The organism is Streptomyces sp. Mut1, from assembly GCF_030719295.1.
Taxonomy (GTDB): Bacteria; Actinomycetota; Actinomycetes; order Streptomycetales; family Streptomycetaceae; genus Streptomyces; species Streptomyces castrisilvae.
Window position 1 is genome coordinate 618,102 of record NZ_CP120997.1, and the last position, 21,537, is coordinate 639,638.

A 21,537-nucleotide genomic window follows, 5' to 3' on the forward strand; every position below is an offset into this window, starting at 1 on the left:
CCTACCAGCGGCCGTGGACCGCCGCGCGAATCCTGCGGTCGTAGAGGTCGCGCACCGCGTCCAGCGTGCTCTGCGGCAGCGGGTCGAGCGCGGCGGCGGCCGCGTTGGCCCGTGCCTGCTCCGTGGAGCGCGCTCCGGGGATGACGCTGGTGACGCCCGGCTGCTGGATGATCCAGCGCAGCGCTGTCTGGGCCGGCGTCGCGCCCTCGGGAGCGAGCCCGGCGAACTCCGCGGCGGCGGCCACACCGGTCTCGAAGTCGACGCCGGAGAACGTCTCGCCCTGGTCGAACGCCTCGCCGTGCCGGTTGTACGTGCGGTGGTCACCGGCGGCGAAGACGGTGTCCGCGGTGTACTTGCCCGACAGCAGCCCGGAGGCGAGCGGCACCCGGGCGATGATGCCGACTCCGGCTGCCCGCGCCGCCGGAAGGACCTCGTCCAGCGGCTTGAGGCGGAACGGGTTGAGGATGATCTGCACGCTCGCGACACCGGGGCGGGCGATGGCCGTCAGCGCCTCGGCGCACGTCTCCACGCTCACCGCGTACGCCGCGATCCGCCGCTCGGCCACCAGCGTGTCGAGGGCGTCGTACACCTCGTCGGACGCGTAGACCGCGGTGGGCGGGCAGTGCAGCTGTACGAGGTCGAGGGTGTCGACCCCGAGATTGGCGCGGGAACGGTCGTTCCACGCACGGAAGTTGTCCAGGGTGTAGTTCTCCGGCACCTGATCGGCCCGGCGTCCCATCTTCGTGGCGACGAAGACCCCGGCATCGGGCCGCTCCTTGAGATAGCGGCCGATGAGCTGTTCGCTCCGCCCGTCCCCGTACACGTCCGCCGTGTCGAAGAAGGTGACACCCGCTTCGACGGCCGCGTCGAGCACCCCGAGGGCGTCCGCCTCGCGGACCTCACCCCAGTCCCCGCCGAGTTGCCAGGTTCCTTGTCCGACGACCGATACGTCCCGTCCGGTCCTGCCCAGTTCGCGCTGCTCCATGGGGATCATGCTACGGGTGTCCGTGTCCGGCGGGCTGCCCGAGCGCGGTCAGCCGGCGCATCTCATCGTCGGTGAGCCGCAGGGTGCCCGCCGCCACGTTGGCCTCCAGGTGGGCGGGGTCGCCGGTGCCCGGGATGGCCAGGACGTGCGGGCCCTGCTGGAGGGTCCACGCCAGCCGGACCTGGGCGGGCGACGCGTCATGGGCACGGGCGACGTCGAGCAGCGCCTCGTGCTCGGCGGCGGTGGCCCCGGACTCGCGGCCGGCGCCCGCGATGGCGTAGAAGGGGACGAAGGCGATGCCCAGCTCGGCGCAGATGCGCAGCACCTCCTGGGAGTCGGGGCGCCGCTCGCCAATGCCGTAGCGGTTCTGCACGCAGACGACCGGGGCGATGGCGCGGGCCTCGGCTATCTGCTCGGGCCAGACATTGGACAGGCCCAGATGGCGGACGAGTCCCTCCTCGCGCAGTTCGGCCAGGGCGGCGAACCGGTCGCCGATCGGGGCGGGCCCGTTCATCCGCAGGTTCACCACGTCGAGGTGGTCGCGGCCGAGCTGGCGGATGTTCTCCTGGACCTGGCCGCGCAGTTGCTCGGGCCGGGCCCAGTCCAGCCAGTCACCCGAGGGGCCTCGCCCGGGGCCGACCTTGGTGGTGATGACCAGGTCGTCCGGGTAGGGGCCGAGCGCCCGGTTGATCAGCTCGTTGGCCGAGCGCAGGGGCGAGAAGTAGAAGGCCGCCGTGTCGATGTGGTTCACGCCGAGTTCGACGGCGCGGCGCAGCACGGCGACGGCCCGGTCCCGGTCGTGCGGGGTGCGCTCGTTGCTGAAGGCCGCGCCGTTCTGGGTCAGCCGCATGGCGCCGAACCCGATGCGGTTGACGGTCAGGTCGCCGAGCCGCCAGGTGCCTGCGGCCGCTGCGCCGAGGGAGTGCGAGGTCAAGGCTGATGCCTTCCTTGTGGAGAGGGGCCGAGGGGCCACCGTATGAGGGGTCGCCAGGACGGCTTGCGTAATTGCCGATTCAGCGATACGATCGCCTCGACAGTCGCGTGTTGATCACCGATTTGGTGAGAGTGCAGGATAACGTCCGCCTCGCCGCCTGTCCACCCCCGCACCAACACCCCCCGCGCAGACGTGCAGTCGCGCGGGTTTCCGCGCGTTGTCGCGGGGCGACTTGACCAGACTTGCCAACTCCCTTCCAGGCGCCCGCAGTTCGTTGACGGGGTCATGACGGCATGTGAGTGTTCGGTCGCTCGCTCACGGACACCACCCGGACGGACGGCCCACGCTGCCGCACGGGCGGGCGCGTCTCCCCACGCCACTGCCCGTGACCGAGGTCCCCACGAAGACGAGGAGCCTCGATGAAACGCAGACCCTTGACGGCCGGGACAACCCTGGCCGTCCTCGCCGGAATGCTGGTCGCCGTCAGCGGCCAGTCAGCATCCGCGGAACCGTCACCGCCCCCGGTTCCCACAGCGCTCACCACCGCCGTCTCGGCCGCCGACCGGGCGGCCGACAGCGGTCTCGACACCCTGGCCAAGGGCCCGGAGGAGCGCTACGAGCGCCGCACGGTGACCCCGTGGATCAACGGCCTCTACTCCGTCGCGTACGAGCGCACCTACCGCGGCCTGCCGGTCGTCGGCGGGGACGCCGTCGTGGTGGCCGACGCCAAGGGCCGGGTCCGCGGCTCGCAGTCGGCCCTGTCGCGGCGCATCAACGTGCCCACCACCGCGACGGTCTCGGCGAAGTCGGCCGAGGCCACCTCCCGCAAGCAACTGCGTTCGGTGGAGCGGGTCGAGAGCCACCGGCTCGTCGTACGGGCCACCGGCAAGCGCTCCCGGCTCGCTTGGGAGACCGTGCTCACCGGCCGGAGCGAGAAGGCGCCGAGCCGGCTGCACGTCTTCGTCGACGCGGGCACCGGGGCGGTCCTGGACAGCTACGACGACGTCAAGGCGGGCACGGGCAACAGCCAGTGGAACGGCCCCTCCCCGCTCTCCATCAACACCACGAACTCCGGCGGCAGTTACTCACTGCGTGACCCGAGCCGCCCGGGGCTGAGCTGCGCCGACTACAGCACCGGCGGCGTCTTCACCAAGTCGACCGACTCCTGGGGCACGGGCAGCGCCTCCAGCAAGGAGACCGGCTGCGTCGACGTCATGTGGGCGGCCCAGCACGAGTGGGACATGCTGCGCGACTGGCTCGGGCGCAACGGCCACGACGGCAACGGCCGCAGCTGGCCCGTCAAGGTCGGCCTCAACGACATCAACGCCTACTGGAACGGCTCCTCCATCTCCATCGGCCACAACCAGGCCAACCAGTGGATCGGCGCCATGGACGTCGTGGGCCACGAGTTCGGCCACGGCATCGACCAGTACACACCGGGCGGCGCCAACAACGAGTCCGGGCTCGGCGAGGCCACCGGCGACATCATGGGCGCGCTGACCGAGGCGTACACCAATGAGCCGGCCCCCTACGACGACCCGGACTACACCGTCGGCGAGAAGATCAACCTCGTCGGCAACGGGCCGATCCGGATCATGTACAACCCCGGCCAGATCGGCGACCCGAACTGCTACAGCGCCTCCATACCCAACACCGAGGAGCACGCGGCGGCCGGTCCGCTGAACCACTGGTTCTACCTGCTGGCCGAGGGCTCGAACCCCGGCGGCGGCAAGCCCTCCAGCCCCACCTGCAACAACTCCACGGTCACCGGCGTGGGCATCCAGAGCGCCGGCAAGGTCTTCTACGGCGGGATGCTCCTCAAGACCAGCGGCATGACCTACAAGCGCTACCGCACGGCCACCCTCACCGCGGCCAAGAACCTCGACGCCACCTGTGTGCTGCACAGCCGCACGAAGGCGGCGTGGGACGCGATCAGTGTCCCCGCCCAGAGCGGTGACCCGGCCTGCACACCGAGCGCGAACAACGACTTCTCGCTCTCCCTCGACCCGGCCTCCGGCTCGGTGAAGGCGGGCAACGCGGTCACCGCCACCGTGCGCACGACCGTCTCCTCCGGCAGCGCCCAGACGGTGAACCTCTCCGCGAGCGGTCTGCCCGGCGGCGTCAGCGTCTCCTTCAGCCCCTCCTCCGTTCAGTCCGGCTCGACGTCGGCCATGACGGTCTCGACCACGTCCGCCGCGGCGCCCGGGTCGTACACCTTCACCGTGAAGGGCGCGGGCACCCAGGAGCACACCGCCCAGTACACGCTGACCGTCACCGACGGAGGCGGCAGCCCCGGCGGCACACCGCCCGACATCAGCGTCGCCCAAGTGCAGGCCCACCTCGCCCAGTTCCAGACCATCGCCTCACAGAACGGCGGCAACCGGCGGGCCGGCAGCAGCGGCTACACCGCCTCGCTCGCCTATGTGAAGGGCAAGCTCCAGGCGGCCGGTTACACCGTCAGCGAGCAGACCTGCACCACCTGCTCCTACCCGGGCAACAACCTGATCGCGGACTGGCCGGGCGGCCCCGCCGACAGCACCGTGATGTTCGGCGCCCACCTGGACAGCGTGTCCGCCGGGCCCGGAATCAACGACAACGGCTCCGGCTCCGCGACCCTGCTGGAGAACGCCCTCGCGCTGGCCCAGCAGAACCCCACGATGACCAAGCACGTCCGCTTCGCCTGGTGGAACGGCGAGGAACAGGGCCTCCAGGGCTCCAAGTACTACGTCGGGCAGCTCACTTCGGCCCAGCGCAGTGCCATCAAGGCCTACTACAACTTCGACATGGTCGCCTCGACCAACGGCGGCTACTTCATCAACAACCTGAACTCCTCCGCCTCCGCCCCGATGAAGGAGTACTGGACCTCCCTCGGGCTCGCCCCGGAGGAGAACGTCGAGGGCCAGGGACGCTCCGACGACTACTCCTTCCAGCAGGGCGGCATCGCCACCTCGGGGTACGCGACCGGCGCCAGTGACACCAAGACCTCGGCCCAGGCTGCCAAGTGGGGCGGCACTGCGGGCCGTTCCTACGACCCCTGCTACCACCAGTCCTGCGACACCACCTCCAACATCAACGCCACCGCGCTCGACCGCAGCGCCGACGGGATCGCCTACACGCTGTGGAAGACAGCGGTCGGCACCACCGCCCCGGCCGACGACTTCTCCGTCTCGGTGAACCCGGTCTCCGGGAACGTCCAGCCGGGCGGGTCCGCGACCGCCACCGTGTCCACGGCCACCACCAGCGGCTCCGCGCAGAACGTGCGGCTGACGGCCACGGGCGCGCCGAGCGGTGTCACGGTCTCCTTCGCGCCGTCCTCGGTGCAGTCGGGGTCCTCGTCCACGATGACCGTATCGGCCGGAGCGCAGGCCACGGCGGGTACGTACACGCTCACCGTGACGGGTACCGGCACCGCCACCCACACCACCACGTACTCGCTCGTGGTCGGGGGCGGCGGCAGCTGCCAGCCGCGGCAGGTCGTGGCCAACGGCGGCTTCGAGAACGGGACGGCGCCCTGGACGCAGACGGCCGGTGTCATCAACAACCGGACCTCCGAGAAGCCCGCGCACAGCGGTGCGTACCAGGCATGGTTCGGCGGCTGGGGCAGCACGCACAGCGACACCGCCACGCAGTCGGTGACCGTGCCCGCCGGCTGCTCGACGTACCGGCTGTCGTTCTACCTGCGCACCGACACCGCTGAGTCGGCGTGGGGACAGGCGTACGACACCTTCACCGTCAAGCTGGGGTCCCGGACGCTGGCCACGTACTCGAATCTCGACGCGAGCAACGGCTATGTCCTGCAGACCTTCGACGTCGGCTCGGCCGCCGGTCAGACGTTGACGCTCGGGTTCACCAGTAACGAGGACGCCTACCTGCAGACCAGCTTCGTGCTGGACGATGTGGCCCTCGATGTGAGCTGATCCGGCGACGGGGGGGCGGGGGCGGGGCGTGGTCCACACGTCCCGCCCCCGCTGTCGTGCGCCCTCAGCGGACCGCCGCGGCCAGTCTGCGGACGAAGTCGTCGGTCTCGGAGCGGTCGCCGGGGCGGCCGGCCAGCCGGGTGTACAGCCCGCGCAGCTCCTGGCCGAGCAGGGTCGAGGGGTGCACCTCGGTGTTCTCCAGGACGGGCCCGGCGACGGCCGCGGCGGCGGCCGGCTCGCCCGCGCACACGTAGGCGTCGGCCGTCCGCGCCAGGAACAGCAGCCGGGCCGAGTGCATGCCTGGCGGCAGCAGCCTGATCGCCGTACCGGCCGCGTCGAGGGCGCGGAGCGCGAAGCGCCGTTCCCCGGTGGCCGCGGCGAGATCGCGCAGCGCACCGGCGGCGCCCGACTCCACCCGCAGGCGCACGGAGGCGACGGAGAGCCACGGGGCCTCCGCCTCGTCGCGCTCGCCGGCCCGGTCCATCCGGGCCCAGGCGCGGCCGATGTGGTGCAGGGTGCGGTCGGCGTCGCCGCGGACCGCGTGGCCGCGCGCCTGGTACAGATCGCTCATGGCGCCCGCCCAGGGCCGGTCCGCCGCGACCCTCCGGATGGCTTCGCCGTATGCGAGCGCCGAGGGCCCGTCGCCCTCCAGCCGGGCCAGGGTGCTCATGTCGCTGAGGGCCGCCACCTGCGCCCCCACGTAGCCGGCCATCGCCGCCCACAGCAGCGACCGGTCGAGCCAGGCCATCGCCGTCCCGTTACGCCCCCACAGCAGCCGCAGGCAGCCCGCCGACTGGGCGTACTCGGCGGCCAGCGGCGCGAGTCGGCCCCGGTACGAGCCGGCCGGGAGGGCCATCCAGCGGAGCATCGCGTGCAGGGTGCGTTCGACCACGGCGGTCGCCCCCGGCCAGGCGTGCTCCTCGTCGGCGCGCAGGCAGACGGCGAGCAGCGCGGTCAGCGCGTGCACGGTGTCGGTGTCCAGGGCCGGGTGGGGCGAGGTGTCCGGGCCGATGGCGCAGAACCGGGCGTGCAGGGCAATAACGTCGGGCAGCGCCGGGACCGCGCAGCCGTCCCGCCCGTGCACCGGGCAGACCAGGCCGTACGCGGGCAGCCGCGTGGGCAGGACGGTCCCGGGCGGGAGCATCGCCGTGAGTGTTCCGCCCGCGGGCTCGCCGGGCAGCGGCCCCTGCCGGACCGGGCCCGGCTCGGCGGGCGCGGCCTCCGCCCGTTCCCGCGCCTCGGCCTCCTCACAGGCGGCCAGGAGGTCTCCGCCGGCCGCCAGCAGGTCGTCCAGGCGGCGGGCCAGCGGGAGCGGGGTCCTGCGGCTGCCGTGTTCGAGTTTGCTGATGGCGGTGTGGTCGTAGCCGACCCGGAGGCCCACCTGGGCCTGGGTGAGTCCGGCCCGCCAGCGCCAGTGACGCAGCCGGGCGCCGAACGCCTGCCATGCCTGCCCGCTCCGGCTCCCCGCCGCGACGGGGCCCGTCGCCGCGCTCATCCGGAACCCCGTCGTGCCTGGTCAGCGGCGCGCTGTGCGCCACACTCACGGCTCATGCACCGGAGGATAGCGACCCTCGGGGCCCGCTGTCCCCGGGACGGCGGTCACGTGTCCGGTAACAGCCGCGCCGGCCGGCGGTGTCCGGGGCCGCGGCCCCGCCGCGCGCGTCGCGTGATTGCGGTGGCAACGGCTCGTTCCGCCGCGCTCACTCCCCGTACACGCTCCGTCATCCCCTGAATCGACGGCGCGGCCACCCCTACGGCCAACCAGCCTCAAGGCGGCCCGAATACGGATACTCATCGCGTACCCGTCGTCAACTGTTGTCTTCAACGACGCTTGAAAAAGCGGTTGTTGCACACCTATTGACGCCGGGTGAGCGAGGGAGAAGTATCCCCAACTGCCGGAGAGAGCGCTCTCCAGCTTCGTGTCGTGCACCCGTTCCGCGACTCAGGAGACATTGCCCCATGTATGGACCCCCCTTGCTCCACAGACCCGCGTCCTCGTCCGGAAGAAGACGTACCGGCGTGCTGGCCGCCGTCGCCGGTCTCGTCGTCTCGCTCCTGGCCTTCGTGCCGTCGACCGACGCCAGCGCGGCCCCCTCCCTGCTCTCCCAGGGCAAGACGGTGACCGCTTCCAGCCAGGAGGGCGCCGGTACCCCCGCGACCGCCGCCGTGGACGGAGACAACGGCACCCGCTGGGCGAGCGCCTTCTCCGACCCGCAGTGGCTCAAGGTCGACCTGGGCACCTCCGCGTCGGTCAGCCAGATCGCGCTGAAGTGGGAAGCCGCCTACGCCACGAGCTACCGCATCGAGTTCTCCACGGACGACAACACGTGGAGCACCGCCTACTCGACCACCACGGGCCCCGGTGGCGACGAGACGCTGAACGTCTCCGGCACCGCCCGCTACGTCCGGCTGACCGGAACCACCCGCGCCACCCAGTACGGCTACTCGCTCTGGGAATTCCAGGTGTTCGGCACCACGGGCGGAGACGGCGGTCAGCAGATCCCCGGTGGCGGCGATCTCGGCCCGAACGTCCTGGTGTTCGACCCGTCGACCCCCAACATCCAGGGCAAGGTCGACGAGATCTTCCACCAGCAGGAGTCGGCGCAGTTCGGCACCGGCCGCTACGCGCTGATGTTCAAGCCCGGCACGTACAACAACATCAACGCCCAGATCGGCTTCTACACCTCGATCGCCGGTCTCGGTCTCAAGCCGGACGACACCACGTTCAACGGTGACGTCACCGTCGACGCCGGCTGGTTCGACGGCAACGCCACACAGAACTTCTGGCGTTCGGCCGAGAACCTCGCGCTCAACCCGGTCAACGGCACCGACCGCTGGGCCGTCTCGCAGGCGGCTCCGTTCCGCCGGATGCACGTCAAGGGCGGGCTCAACCTGGCGCCCGACGGCTACGGCTGGGCGAGCGGCGGGTACATCGCCGACAGCAAGATCGACGGCCAGGTCGCACCGTACTCGCAGCAGCAGTGGTACACCCGCGACAGCACCATCGGCAGCTGGGGCAACGGCGTCTGGAACATGACGTTCTCCGGCGTCGAGGGCGCCCCCGCGCAGAGCTTCCCCGAGCCTCCCTACACCACGCTCGACACCACCCCCGTCTCCCGCGAGAAGCCGTTCCTCTACCTGGACGGCAACGACTACAAGGTCTTCGTCCCGGCCAAGCGCACCAACGCGCGCGGTGTCTCCTGGAACGGCACCCCGCAGGGTGATTCGATCCCGCTGAGCCAGTTCTACGTCGTCAAGCCGGGTGCCTCCGCCGCCACCATCAACGCGGCCGTCCAGCAGGGCCTGCACCTGCTGTTCACGCCGGGCATCTACCACGTGGACCAGACGATCAACATCGACCGCGCCGACACCGTCGTGCTCGGCCTCGGCCTCGCCACGATCATCCCGGACAACGGGGTCACCGCCATCAAGGTCGGTGACGTGGACGGCGTCAAGCTCGCCGGGCTCCTCGTCGACGCCGGTCCGCAGAACTCCCAGGTGCTCGTCCAGGTCGGCCCCGACGGCGCGTCGGCCGGCCACGCGGCCAACCCGACCAGCGTCCAGGACGTCTTCATCCGCGTCGGCGGCGCGGGCGCCGGCAAGGCGACCACGGGCATGGTGATCAACAGCAACGACACGATCATCGACCACACCTGGCTGTGGCGCGCCGACCACGGCGAGGGCATCGGCTGGGACACCAACCGGTCCGACTACGGCCTCCAGGTCAACGGCGACAACGTCCTGGCCACCGGCCTCTTCGTGGAGCACTTCAACAAGTACGACGTCCGCTGGTCCGGCGAGAACGGCAGGACGATCTTCTTCCAGAACGAGAAGGCGTACGACGTTCCCAACCAGGACGCCATCCAGAACGGTGACACCAAGGGCTTCGCCGCCTACAAGGTCGACGACTCCGTCACCACCCACGAGGGCTGGGGACTCGGCAGCTACTGCTACTTCAACGTCGACCCGAGCATCCGCCAGGACCACGGCTTCGAAGCCCCGGTCAAGCCCGGCGTGAAGTTCCACGACCTGATCGTCGTCTCCCTCGGCGGCCAGGGACAGTACAACCACGTCATCAACAGCACAGGGTCGCCCACCTCGGGGACCGACACCATTCCGTCGCAGGTCGTCTCCTTCCCGTGACGGAAGGCGCATGACACCTGGTGTACGAGGTGAGTGAACGGCGCGGGGCCCGGCGGTGTGCCGGGCCCCGCGTCGCCGTCACAGGGGCCACTGGGCCGGGGGCGGGCCGCCGAGCGTCTGCTCGGACCAGATGACCTTGCCCCGGTCGGTGTACCTGGCGCCCCAGCGCTCGGCGAACTGGGCGACCAGGAAGAGGCCACGGCCGCCCTCGTCCGTCGTGGCGGCGTAGCGCAGGTGCGGGGAGGTGCTGCTGCAGTCCGACACCTCGCAGATCAGGGACCGGTCGTGGAGCAGCCGGACCTTGATGGGCTCGGAGCCGTAGCGGATGGCGTTGGTGACGAGTTCGCTCAGGATGAGTTCGGTGACGAACCCCTCCTCGTCGAGACCCTGGTCGGACAGCCAGCGGATGGCCTGCTTGCGGACGCCCGCGACGGCGGCGGGGTCCGGGGGGACGTCCCACTGGATGCGCCGGGACGGGTCCAGCGTGCGGGTGCGGGCGACCAGCAGGGCGACGTCGTCGCCGGGGTGGCTGGGCATCATGGCGTCCAGCACGTCGTCGCAGGTCTCCTCCGGTGTCCGGTCGCGGTCGGTGAGCGAGCGGCGCAGGAGTTCGAGGCCGTCGTCGATGTCGCGGTCGCGGCGCTCCACCAGGCCGTCCGTGTACAGGACCAGACGGCTTCCCTCGGGCACCTGGAACTCGGTCATCTCGAAGGGCATGCCGCCGATCCCGAGGGGCAGCCCGGCCGGCATCTCGGGGAAGCTCACCGTGCCGTCGGGCAGCACGAGCGCGGGCCCCGGGTGGCCGGCCCGAGCGATCGTGAAGCGTCCGGAGACGGCGTCGTAGATCGCGTACAGGCAGGTGGCGCCGGTGATCGCGCCGCCGCCCGTCCCCTCGTCCTGGTCCATCCTGACGACCAGCTCGTCCAGGTGGCCGAGGAGTTCGTCGGGTGCCAGGTCCAGCGTCGAGAAGTTGAGCACGGTGGTGCGCAGCCGGCCCATGGTGGCCGCGGCGTGCAGGCCGTGTCCGACGACGTCGCCGACGACGAGGGCGACCCGTGCGCCGGACAGCGGGATCACGTCGAACCAGTCGCCGCCCACGCCGGCCTGTGCCGGCAGGTAGCGGTAGGCGACGTCCAGGGCGTTCTGCTCGGGCAGCCCGCGCGGAAGGAGGCTGCGCTGAAGGGTGACGGCCATCTCGTGCTCGCGGGTGTAGCGCCAGGCGTTGTCGACGCTCACGGCGGCACGGGCCACCAGTTCCTCGGCGAAGGAGAGGTCGTCCAGGTCGAAGGACGACTCGTTCTGCGCGCGCCAGAAGTTGGCCACGCCGAGGATGACACCGCGGGCCCGCAGGGGGACGGAGAGCAGCGAGTGGAATCCGTGCTCCAGGATGTCTGCCGCGTGCTCGGGGTCGGGGTCGCGCCACCGCTGGGAGGTGGTCAGGTCGGACACGATCCAGGTGTGCCCGACGGTGGTGCCGAGGGACTCCGGGGTGGTCGGAACGAAGCCGATGACTTGCCCCGCCGGGTAGAGCGGATGGTCGTCGCCGACGCTGCGCACGGCGGTGCGGCGCAGGTTCATGACGTCGCCGACGGGCAGCCGCGGCTCCTCGCCGCGCAGGACGGAGTCGGCGAGGTCGACCGTCACGCAGTCGGCGAATCCGGGGGTCGCGACGTCCGCGAGTTCCTGCGCGGTGGTGGTGACGTCGAGAGTGGTGCCGATCAGGGCGCCCGCCCGGTAGAGCAGCGTCAGCCGCTCGCGTACGGTCTCCGCCCGTCCGGTGACGGCCCGCAGTTCCGTGGTGTCGCGCAGGGTGGCGACCATGCCGGGCTGGCCGCCGCGCTCCTCGGTGGGGCGGAGGTTGACGGCGAGCAGCCGGTCCCCCGCGGGCCGCAGCTCGTCCGTGGCGACCTGTCCGGAGGCCAGGAGTTCGCCGGTCCCGGGGTCCAGGCCGAGGTCGGTGACCGCGCGGCCCTCCGCGTCCGCGGGCAGGTCGAGCAGGCGCCGTGCCTCGTCGTTGGCCAGCAGCAGCCGGTGGTCGGCGCCGATGATGAGGACGCCCTCGCGCACGGCGTGCAGCACCGCGTCGTGGTGTTCGTACATCCGGGTCATCTCGGCCGGGCCCAGGCCGCGTGTCTGGCGGCGCAGGCGGCGGCTCACCAGGGCAGCGCCTGCCGTGGTGAGGGCGAGGGCGGCCACTCCGGCGCCGATGGTGAGCGGCATGCTCGGGTACGCCAACCGGTTCACGGCCTCGACCCTGATGCCCACGGCCACCAGTCCGGCCACCGATCCGTCCCTGCGCCGGACGGGTACGGCGGAGGCGACCGACCTGCCCCGGCTCGCGGAGACCGTACGGGTGACGGAGCGTCCCGCCAGGGCCTCCTCGTAGGGGCCGGGGATCTTCTTGCCGATGAGCGCGATGTCGCGGTGGGTGTACCGGATGCCGTTGGTGCCGGCCACGATGACGTACTCCACGCCGGTGCTCTGCCGGATCTCCTCGGCGCGCGGCTGGAGGACCTTGGTGGGGTCCTTGCTGTCCAGCGCGGCGGCGACGCCGGGCGCGTGGGCGAAGGCCTGCGCGACGCTCAGCGACTGGGCACGGGCCGCGCTCATGCTGTCGCGCCTGCCCTGCACCACCAGGGCGACGACGGCCGCCGAGACGAGCAGGACGACGATGCTCAGCATGAGGACGAAGAACTGGCCCGCCACCGTGCGGACACTGAACAGGGCGCGCAGCCGGCGCCCTGGCGGGGTCCGCACGTGGGGCGGCCCGGAGGGCGCGGGTTCGTCACCGCCTGGGCGGCCGCCATCGTGTCGATGCGGCCGCCGGGCGGAGCGGTGAGACCACGCCCGGAATCGACCTGTACCACCCACGTATTCAGGTTTAACACGGATTACCGGAGTGCGATCGGCGTGAGCGACCCGGACCGGGCGGGGGCGGGCCCGGCCGGTGCGATCGGGTGACGCGGGGCGGACGGACGCGCGCCCGTCCGCCCCGGGGGCCGCCCGCGCCGCATGATCGGCGAAATGGTGCCTGTATTCCTGACCAAGGCGGTCGAGCTGCTGCTCGGCCGGGAGAACCGTTCGCTGCACCTCAAGGCGGCGGGCTGGGCGACGGTGCTGCTCGCCCTGACCGTGCTGGTGGGCTCGTGGGTGGTGCTGGTGGCCGAGCGGCACGCCCCGCACGCCACCATCACCTCGTACCCCAAGGCGCTGTGGTGGTCGGCGGAGACCGCGACGACCGTGGGTTACGGCGATTTCTTCCCGGTGACGTTGTGGGGGCGGATCGTCGCCGTCGCCGTGATGGGCGTCGGCATCACGACGTACGGGATGGTCACGGCGGCCCTCGCGACCTGGTTCGTGGGGCACGAGCAGCGGCGCCGCCACCGGCTCGCGCGCGAGGCCGAGCACGCCGCGCGTGCGATGCGGGACGAGACCGAGCAGCTGCTGCACGAGCGGTTCGACCGCATCGAGCGGATGCTCGCCGACGCGGGTCACGGGCCGCGGGGCTGAGCGGTGCGCCGGCGGTGTGCGGCCCGCCGGACCACGCCGGCCGGCCCGGTGACGTGTGAACGGCTCCGGGCCGGGCATAGGTCCGGTTACCGACAGGAGGTGGTGGCAGTGGGCCGCATCAGAGTCGTCCGGCGTCCTCAGCTTCCGCAACGTCCGCCGCCCCTCGATCTGCGCACGCCGTCCGGGCGCCCACTGCCCTACTGACCGCGTCGCACCGCCGCCCCTCCGTCGTCGGGCCCGCCGCACGCGGGCGGACGGACGGGCGGTTCTCGTATGCCCTTCCGATTCCCGGCGGCCCGTGGGCGGCGTTCTCCGGGACCTTGTTGATCACCCTCCCGGGGAGCGGGGTGACCCGGCAGGATGTCGGTGTACTGGGCCGTCGTCCTCGGGCGGCGGTGCCGACCGAGGAAGGGAGCCCCATGCGGGAGACGCGTGCAGAGCGGTCGCCGTCGGACGAGGAGACCGCCGGCGGCGGTGCCGAGGAGGCACAGGTGATCGTGGTGGGGGCGGGGCCGGCCGGTTCGTCGGCCGCCTACCACCTCGCCAGGGCCGGTGTCGATGTGCTGCTGCTGGAGAAGTCCCGTTTCCCCCGCGAGAAGGTGTGCGGGGACGGCCTGACCCCGCGCGCGGTGCACCAGCTGATCCGGATGGGCGTCGACATCAAGGCCCCGGGGTGGACCCGGTCGCGGGGCATGCGCTGGGTGGCCGGTGACCGGCAGGTGCAGATCGACTGGCCCGCGCTGGGCGGCTTCCCGGATTTCGGGCTCACCCGCAGCCGGCACGACTTCGACGACATCCTGGCCCGGCACGCCGTCGCCGCCGGGGCCCGGCTGCGTACCGGGGTGAAGGTCAGGGAGCCGGTGACCGACCGGGCGGGCCGGATCACCGGGGTGACGGCCGCGTCGGAGGCCGGGCCGGTGGCGCACCGGGCGCCGGTCGTGATCGCCGCCGACGGCGCCTCGGCCCGGATCGCCCTGGCCATGGGGCTCCAGCGGGACCCCGGACGGCAGATCGCGACGGCCGCCCGGCGGTACTACCGCAGCCCCGAGCGCTCCCGGGAGGAGTTCCTCGAACTCTGGGCCGATCTGCGCTTCCCCCGCAGCGACCACTATCTGCCGGGGTACGGCTGGATCTTCCCGATGGGCGACGGCCGGGTCAACGTCGGCCTCGGCGCGCTCCCCCACCGCCGCCACGGCAGCGCGGACCTGCGCGCGACGCTGGACCGGTGGCTGGCCCGTACGCCCGCGGAGTGGGGGCTGCGGGAGGAGAACGCCGAGGGACCCGTGCGCAGTGCCGCCCTCCCGCTGGGCTTCAACCGCCATCCCCTGTACACGCGGGGGCTCCTGCTCGTCGGCGACTCCGGAGGCATGGTCAGCCCGTGGAACGGCGAGGGCATCGGGCAGGCCATGGAGGCGGGTGAGGTCGCCGCCGAGACGACGGCGCTCGCGCTCGCGCTGCCGCCGGGCCCGAGGCGGGAGCGGGCGCTGCGCCATTATCCGGCCGAGATGAACCGCCGCTGGGGCCGCTACTACCGGCTCGGCAACACGGCGGCCGACCTGGTCTTCAGCCGCTCGGGCTTCCAGCCGGTGCTCAACCGCTACGTGATGGGCTCACCGGCCCTGCTCAACACCCTGGCCAGGCTCCTCACCAACCTCACCCAGCACCCCTCGCGCGACGCGATCGACCATGTGCTGAACACGGCGGTCCGTCTCGTCCCCGCCCCCGGTCCCCGGCGCCGCTGACCGCCCCGTGGGGCCGGGCCGGCTACACGTCCGCCCCGGGCACTTCGAGCAGTTGCCGTCCCCAGGTCTTCTCCGCCTCGCTGAGCGGGACTTCGGGGCACAGCCGCTCGGGGTGGCCGGTACGAGGCCGCCCTCGGCGCCTTCGGGCCGGTCAAGGGGTTCCGAAGCCGCCCGCGGGGCCCGTGTGCGCCGGGCCCGCCCGGCCGGCATCGGCGTCGCCGTCCTGCCCGGTCCAGCGGGCGGCGAGGAGCAGGGCGATGTCGTCGGGGCGGTCGGGGGCCTGTCGGGCCCGGCGGATCACCTGGTCCGCGGTCTCGGTGAGCGGGGCCGGGCCGAGGCCGGCGATCGTGCCGCGCAGCCGCTCGACGCCGATGTCGATGTCGATGCCCGCCTCCTCGACGAGCCCGTCGGTGTACAGGGCGAGCAGGGCGCCCGGCTCCAGGTGCAGTTCGGTGACGGGGTAGGACGCGTCGGCGTCGACGCCGAGCACGATGCCGCCCGGCAGCTCCAGGACCTCGGCGGTGCCGTGGGGGTGGCGCAGGACGGGCTGGGGGTGTCCGGCGCGCACGGCGTGCGTGCGGCCGGTGGCCGGGTCCATCACGATGTAGCAGCAGCTCGCGAACTGCCCGGTGTCGAGGTCGATGAGCAGGCGGTTGGTGCCGCTCATGACCTCCTGCGGGTCGTGGCCGCCGAGCGCGAAGGCCCGGACGGCGCTGCGGAGCTGGCCCATGGTCGCGGCTGCGGCGACTCCGTGGCCCTGGACGTCCCCGATGACCAGGGCGAGCCGGCTGCCGGTCTCGATCACGTCGTACCAGTCGCCCCCGACGTCCATGCCCTGGGTGCCGGCGAGGTAGCGGCCCTCGGTGCCGACGCCGGGCACGACGGGCAGCCGGTGCGGCAGCAGGGCGCCCTGGAGGCCGCGGGCGAGGGCGGCCTCGGCGTCGTAGCGCTGGGCCCGCTCCAGTGCCTGCGCGATCAGTCCGGCCAGTGCGGTCAGGACCGTACGCTCCTCCGGGCTGAAGCCGCGCGGCTGGTCGAAGCCGAGGATGCAGGAGCCGACGTGGCGGCCGGAGGCGATCAGCGGCAGGAAGGCGCGGGCGCCGACGTCGGCGTCCATGGGGATGCCCGGGTAGGCGGCGGCCAGGTGCTGCATCGACTCGAAGAAGATGGGGCGCCCGGTGGTGAGGGTCTCCACGCCGGGGATGCGGGCGTCCAGGCCGACGGCGTCGAACCGGTCGAGGAAGCCCTGGGGGAAGCCCGTCTCCCACTCCAGGTAGAGGTGGCCCTCCTTGAGGAGGTAGATCGCCAGTTGCCGGCCGCCGAAGGCGGGGAGCAGTTCCTCGGTGACCACGCGGGAGACCTGCCGGGCGGTGACGGCCTCGGTGAGGGCGATGGCCAGGGCGACCGGGCGGTAGAGCGCGGCGGACCGGTCGGCCGGGGAGCCGAGGCCCAGGCCGGGCGAGGCGACGGAGCCGGGGGCGTAGGCCGGCTCCTCGGTGGGGGTGAGGACGGCGGTCAGCCCGTCGTGGCCGGGGTAGAGGGAGACGGCGAGCCAGGGCGGCGGATTGCGGCGGGCCAGGAAGTGGACCGGGGCGTCGGAGATCATCGCGGCCCGGTAGTGGTCCTCGTAGGCGGGGTTCGCGAACGCGGGCAGGACCTCCCAGAACACCCGCCCGACCAGTTCGGCGCGGGCCCGGCCGAGCAGCTCCTCGGCCAGCCGGTTCAGGTAGGTGATCCGGCCGTAGCGGTCGACCGAGAAGATGCCGCGCGGCAGCCGGTCGGCTGCCTCGGGGACGACCGGGCCGATGCCCAGGTCCACCAGGAAGCCGGTCAGGTGCCCGCCGGGGCCGGCGTCCTCGTCCCGGCGCCCGGAGACCTCCAGCAGGTGGGAGCGCCCGTCGGGGCCGCGCAGCCGCATCCTGCGGACGACGGGGCCCGCCGAGCCCGCCGCCTGCCGGGCGAGCGCCCACAGGCCGTACACGTCCTCCGGGGCGAGCCTGGCCGCCAGGGCCTCGATGGTGCCGGGGAAGCCGCCGCGGCCGGTGCCGAGGATCGCGCCGAGGCCGTCGTCCGCCCTGACGGCGCCGGTGTCGAGGTTCCACTCGAAGCGGCCGATCCGTACCGGCGGGGAGCTCTCGGCGGGCAGCTGGACGGGCAGCGGCTCCTCCTCCCACTCCAGGCAGGTGCCGCCGTCCGCCAGGCCGGTCAGGGCGGCGCCCAGCTCATCGGCGATGTCCTGGATCCGGTGGAGGTCCTCGGGCCGCACCGGCTCGTCCCCGGTCGCCGCGCGCAGGACGACCAGGACACCGATGGGTGCGCGGCCGCGGAGGACGGGTACGTAGAGGGAGCCGAACGGGAAGGGCAGACCGGCCATGAGCTGCGGGAAGCGCCGCATGGCGTCCTCGGCGTCCGAGAGGTAGACGGGGCTGCCCGAGCGGAAGGCCTCGGCGACCGGGAAGGGCCGGTTCACGTGCATCCGCCACCAGGGGCGGAAGAGCGGGCCGGGCAGTCCCGCCAGAACGGCGAGCCGCAGCAGGCCGGGGGTCCCGGAGCGCAGGTAGACACCGCCGGCCTGTCCGCCGACGGCTCCGACGGCGTTCACGACGGACTGGGCGAGCACCAGCGACAGATCGTCCGGTGCCCGGCCGTCCCGCAGTCTCCCGGACGGGGCGTCGCTCGGGCCGAGCGGCGTCCGCCCGGCCGCGCCGTACCAGGTCACCCAGCCAGCATGCTCCCGGGGTGCCGGTCGGCGCACGTCGGACGCGTCCGGTCCGGGCGGGGGCACGGGGCATGCGGGGGCGTGCCCGAGCGGTGGACGCCTTGATCCTGCGTCCACCGCTCAGGAGTGCCGGTGCCTACCGCTCGTCGTTGCGCGGGTGGCTGTCACCGAGTTGGTCATTGAGCTTCTTCTGGGCGGAATCGACCTGCTTGCCGTACTTCCCACCGGTCCTCTTGTCGACGAAGTCGCCGCCCTTCTCGACTCCCTGGCGGGCCTGGTCCGGATGCCCCTTGATCATGCCCTTGATCTTGTCGAGCATGCTCATGACTGTCCTCCTTGGAACGCTGACCATCCCAGCATCCACGCGTTGCCCGGCTGCCGCACCCCGGGGCGGGCGGTCCCGCCGGCAGCCATGCGAAAAGGGGTGGAAGGAAGCGTGTCGCTTCCTTCCACCCCTGCTCACGACTCCGCCCCGAGCGCGGGGCCGCTGAGATCAGTAGGCGCCGAAGACGTTGTCCATCGAGCCGTAGGTGGCGGCGGCGTAGTTGCACGCGGCCGTGATGTTGGCGACCGGGTCGTAGATGTCCATCGAGGTGCCGGGCACGTGGTAGGCGTCGAAGGTGGGCTGGATCACCTGGAGCAGGCCCTTGGAGGGCGTGCCGGCGACAGCGTTGGAGTCCCAGTTGTTGATCGCGAACGGGTTGCCCGAGGACTCGCGGATGATGTTGCGGTAGATCCCGTCGTAGCTGCCGGGGATGCCGTTCTCGGCCATGACGGCGAGGGATTCCTTGATCCAGCCGTCGAGGTCGTCGGTGTACGCGGTGGCCGTCTGCGTCTCGGTGGCCGCGGCGGTCTTCTCGGCGACGGGCACCGTCGTGCGCTCCGAGCGGTCGGCACGGTCGGCGCTCTCGGTCCGCGTGGTGGTGTCGGCCTTCTTCTCGGCGGTCTCCGCCTTGAATTCGCTCTTCGTCGCGGCCTTGGGTGCGGCGGCCTGCGACGTGGCACCGATGGTCAGCTTCAGACCCGGGTGAATGAGGTCGGGGTTGCTGCCGACGACGTTCCGGTTGTCCTTGTACAGGCGCTCCCAGCCACCGCTGAGGGAATGCCCCTGAGCGATCTTGTAAAGGGAATCGCCGGACACCACGGAATAGGTGGTGGGCGTGGCCTTGCGTACAGCAATTTCCTTGCCCGCGACGGACGTCGGGGTGGCGGCCTTTTCGGTGACGGCGGTCTTCGCGGGGGCCGCGGAAGCTGTTCCGGCGGTCATCAGGGGGAGCGCGAGAACGGCTCCGCCCGCGCTCACGGCGATGAAACCGCGGGTCAGGGACGTGGACTTGGCACGACGGTGCTTACCCGGGAAGGGCATGGCGCATTTCCTCTCCGCCGCCTGCGAGGTGAGCTGTCGGGTTCGGACTGGAGATGTCCGGCCGCACATGGCGACTTCACCCCTAGCCGCTCCGGATACCGGACCGGCGGCAAACCTGGGTCCCCCGCTCCTGCCGTACGTGAGTGGTCGGGTTCCCGGATGGCGGCAGGATTCGGCGTTCCATCCGGATTGGATGTCGGTGACCGTAAGCGAGAAACGACGGCCGGAACAAGCCCGGAATTGGTGATCACAATTGTTTTGCAAGATCAATCAAAGGAAATGCTCATCATCGGCGGCGCCGACGGAAGTCAACTTTCTTGGCGCGTCTGGGAACCGCGACACCGGATCATGCGTCAGGGATGACAAACGTGACGCTGGCCACTGCGCCCGAAAGGGGCGATTTACCCGGTGTTCACACCTTTAGGCACCATTAAATACCCCCGAAATGCCCCTTTTTGGCTTTTGATCCATAAGTGGGCAATTGGGACATCATGGCGTGGCCGGGGCCGAGGGCGCCGGTGGGTTCGCCGAGCAGGGTGAGCGGCGTCCGCCGGGCGAGGACCCTCGCGAGCCGGCACCGCCGGCACTGACCGCCGGAGAGCCGGCCGACGCGTTCACCGCGCCCGGTGCGGGGCGGCGGAGCCGGGCGGTGGTGCGCAACAGGGTCGACTTGCCGCATCCGTTGGGGCCCACGACGGCGACGGCCTGTCCGGCGGGCACGGCGCGACCGACGTCCGCAACGACGGGGCGCCCGGTTCGCCGGTGAGGCGGTGCCGGGTGCCGCCGGCCGAGCTGGCGCCGATGACGAGGGAGAGCGGAACGAGGGGCGGCGGCGGGAGTACGAGCCCGATGGCCGCCCAGCGGACGAAACACCCTTCCCTCAGCAGGATTTCACTGGAGCGGGTCCTTGATTTGGGCCGTCCCCCTTGCACGATCGACATATGGTTAGCCTAACCTAAGTGTCCCGAGCGGATTTCGGCGGCTCCCGGGGCACATCCCTGCCCTGAGACGACGTCAATCGCTCTGTACCGCTCCCCTGTCGGTTGCTACGGAACGCCCGCCCGGACCCACTCGCCCCTCGCATACACACGGAGATCCCAGGCCATGGCGCCGCATCCCACCCCTTCCTCCCGTCGTCTCCTGCGCCCGGCCGTGGCGGTCTCGCCGGCCGGCTTCAGCGGTCTCGCCCCGAGCACCCGCGGGCCGTCCGGCAAACCGGACGCGTCCGCCCACGCGGGCAAGGCGACGACGACTCGGGTGACGGATGCGACCGGAACGGCGGTGAGCGTCCACCAGGCGACCGTGATCGACGGCACCAGGTGGACGAGCCCCGGCGGCGCGCAGGCGGCCGTCTCCGTGCGCGACGACATCCGGAAGGCGATGGTCAAGTGAGCACCGCCCAGGAACTCAGCGGCCGGCTGGCCCTCGTGACGGGAGCGGGCCGCGGCATAGGCGAGGCGGTCGTGCGGGTCCTCGTCGAACGCGGCTGCCGGGTGCTGGCGACCGACGTGGACCGCGAAGGCATCGACGCGCTCGCCCGCGAACACGGCGGGAGCGTCGTCGCGCGGGTCCTCGACGTCACGGACGCGGCGGCCGTGGAGGCCCTCGTCGCCGATGCCGAGGAGACCGTCGGCGCACTCGACATCGCGGTCAACGTCGCCGGGATACTGCGCTGTTCGCCGGTCGGCGAGCTGACGGACGAGGACTGGGCGGCGACGTTCGCCGTCAACACCAACGGGGTGTTCCACGTCTCGCGGGCCGTCTCGCGCCGGATGGCAGGGCGCGGCGCGGGCAGCATCGTCACGGTCGCCTCCAACGCGGCGGGCATACCCAGGACGACCATGGCGGCCTACGCCGCGTCGAAGGCCGCGTCCGTCATGTTCACCAAATGCCTCGGCCTTGAGCTGGCGCCCCTGGGCGTGCGGTGCAACACCGTGTCACCGGGCTCCACCCTCACCGACATGCAGCGCGGGATGTGGCCGGCCGGCGAGGAGCGGGACGACGGGCCCGCGGCCCGGCGCGTCATCGCCGGGGACCTGGCGAGCTACCGCACGGGCATACCGCTCGGCCGGATCGCCGACCCCTCGGACATCGCCGAGGCCGTCGCCTTCCTCGTGTCCGACCGCGCCCGCCACATCACCCTGCACGACCTCTACGTCGACGGCGGCGCCACCCTGCGGGCCTGACCTGCACGCACCACGTCATTGACAGCGGCTCGCAG

14 protein-coding genes, 2 pseudogenes and 1 riboswitch are annotated in these 21,537 nt (G+C 72.0%); of the genes and pseudogenes, 7 read left to right on the top strand and 9 right to left on the bottom strand.

From position 1 onward, the window contains the following. Position 1: 1 nt before the first annotated feature. Positions 2–994: an aldo/keto reductase gene (locus tag P8A18_RS02385; protein ID WP_026249251.1), complete on the bottom strand. Its 993-nt coding sequence runs from the start codon at positions 992–994 to the stop codon at positions 2–4. A 1-nt stretch (position 995) separates the two neighbouring features. Beyond that, positions 996–1,919, bottom strand: coding sequence for an oxidoreductase (locus tag P8A18_RS02390; RefSeq protein WP_306051302.1), 924 nt, complete (start codon positions 1,917–1,919; stop codon positions 996–998). A 434-nt stretch (positions 1,920–2,353) separates the two neighbouring features. On the opposite strand from P8A18_RS02390, the gene P8A18_RS02395 reads away from it, so the two are divergent. Next, entirely contained in the window at positions 2,354–5,836 is a 3,483-nt protein-coding gene (locus P8A18_RS02395; RefSeq protein ID WP_371933754.1) for a M28 family peptidase, read from the top strand. Between the two features lie 64 nt (positions 5,837–5,900). Here the strand turns inward: P8A18_RS02395 and P8A18_RS02400 are convergent, their stop codons facing one another. Further along, positions 5,901–7,331 (bottom strand): helix-turn-helix domain-containing protein, encoded by a 1,431-nt coding sequence (locus P8A18_RS02400; protein WP_306051305.1) that lies wholly within the window; start codon positions 7,329–7,331, stop codon positions 5,901–5,903. Between the two features lie 464 nt (positions 7,332–7,795). Here P8A18_RS02400 and P8A18_RS02405 point away from each other — a divergent pair, with 464 nt between their 5' ends. Continuing rightward, positions 7,796–9,979: a discoidin domain-containing protein gene (locus P8A18_RS02405; protein WP_306051307.1), complete on the top strand. Its 2,184-nt coding sequence runs from the start codon at positions 7,796–7,798 to the stop codon at positions 9,977–9,979. Positions 9,980–10,057: 78 nt separating this feature from the next. Here the strand turns inward: P8A18_RS02405 and P8A18_RS02410 are convergent, their stop codons facing one another. Continuing rightward, a complete protein-coding gene (locus P8A18_RS02410; protein WP_306060630.1) occupies positions 10,058–12,661 on the bottom strand; it encodes a SpoIIE family protein phosphatase in 2,604 nt (867 codons plus the stop codon). 342 nt (positions 12,662–13,003) lie between these two features. Here P8A18_RS02410 and P8A18_RS02415 point away from each other — a divergent pair, with 342 nt between their 5' ends. Both P8A18_RS02415 and P8A18_RS02420 read left to right on the top strand, forming a co-directional pair. Beyond that, positions 13,004–13,489 (top strand): potassium channel family protein, encoded by a 486-nt coding sequence (locus P8A18_RS02415; protein ID WP_306051309.1) that lies wholly within the window; start codon positions 13,004–13,006, stop codon positions 13,487–13,489. A 419-nt stretch (positions 13,490–13,908) separates the two neighbouring features. Beyond that, positions 13,909–15,231: a geranylgeranyl reductase family protein gene (locus P8A18_RS02420; protein ID WP_306051311.1), complete on the top strand. Its 1,323-nt coding sequence runs from the start codon at positions 13,909–13,911 to the stop codon at positions 15,229–15,231. Positions 15,232–15,253: 22 nt separating this feature from the next. Here the strand turns inward: P8A18_RS02420 and P8A18_RS02425 are convergent. The 4 genes and pseudogenes from P8A18_RS02425 to P8A18_RS02440 form a co-directional block, all read right to left on the bottom strand. Continuing rightward, positions 15,254–15,364: pseudogene (locus P8A18_RS02425) on the bottom strand (DUF6059 family protein); the annotation flags it as partial. A gap of 18 nt (positions 15,365–15,382) precedes the next feature. Then, positions 15,383–17,950, bottom strand: coding sequence for a SpoIIE family protein phosphatase (locus P8A18_RS02430; RefSeq protein WP_306051313.1), 2,568 nt, complete (start codon positions 17,948–17,950; stop codon positions 15,383–15,385). A 136-nt stretch (positions 17,951–18,086) separates the two neighbouring features. Beyond that, positions 18,087–18,275 carry an antitoxin gene (locus tag P8A18_RS02435; protein WP_018555401.1) on the bottom strand — a complete coding sequence of 63 codons (189 nt, stop codon included), beginning with the start codon at positions 18,273–18,275 and terminating at the stop codon, positions 18,087–18,089. 168 nt (positions 18,276–18,443) lie between these two features. Further along, complete coding sequence (locus tag P8A18_RS02440) at positions 18,444–19,316, bottom strand: transglycosylase SLT domain-containing protein (protein ID WP_306051315.1); 873 nt, start codon at positions 19,314–19,316, stop codon at positions 18,444–18,446. 3 nt (positions 19,317–19,319) lie between these two features. Next, a riboswitch (cyclic di-AMP (ydaO/yuaA leader) is annotated at positions 19,320–19,504 on the bottom strand. On the opposite strand from P8A18_RS02440, the gene P8A18_RS02445 reads away from it, so the two are divergent. Then, positions 19,476–19,679: a hypothetical protein gene (locus P8A18_RS02445; protein WP_306051317.1), complete on the top strand. Its 204-nt coding sequence runs from the start codon at positions 19,476–19,478 to the stop codon at positions 19,677–19,679. (Overlaps the previous riboswitch by 29 nt.) Before the next feature lie 127 nt (positions 19,680–19,806). Here the strand turns inward: P8A18_RS02445 and P8A18_RS02450 are convergent. Next, positions 19,807–20,069: pseudogene (locus P8A18_RS02450) on the bottom strand (ATP-binding cassette domain-containing protein); the annotation flags it as partial. A gap of 351 nt (positions 20,070–20,420) precedes the next feature. Here P8A18_RS02450 and P8A18_RS02455 point away from each other — a divergent pair. Continuing rightward, positions 20,421–20,708, top strand: coding sequence for a hypothetical protein (locus P8A18_RS02455; protein WP_306051319.1), 288 nt, complete (start codon positions 20,421–20,423; stop codon positions 20,706–20,708). Then, complete coding sequence (locus P8A18_RS02460; protein ID WP_306051321.1) at positions 20,705–21,502, top strand: 2,3-dihydro-2,3-dihydroxybenzoate dehydrogenase; 798 nt, start codon at positions 20,705–20,707, stop codon at positions 21,500–21,502. The genes P8A18_RS02455 and P8A18_RS02460 overlap by 4 nt, the downstream gene beginning before the upstream one ends. The last annotated feature ends 35 nt before the right edge of the window (positions 21,503–21,537 follow it).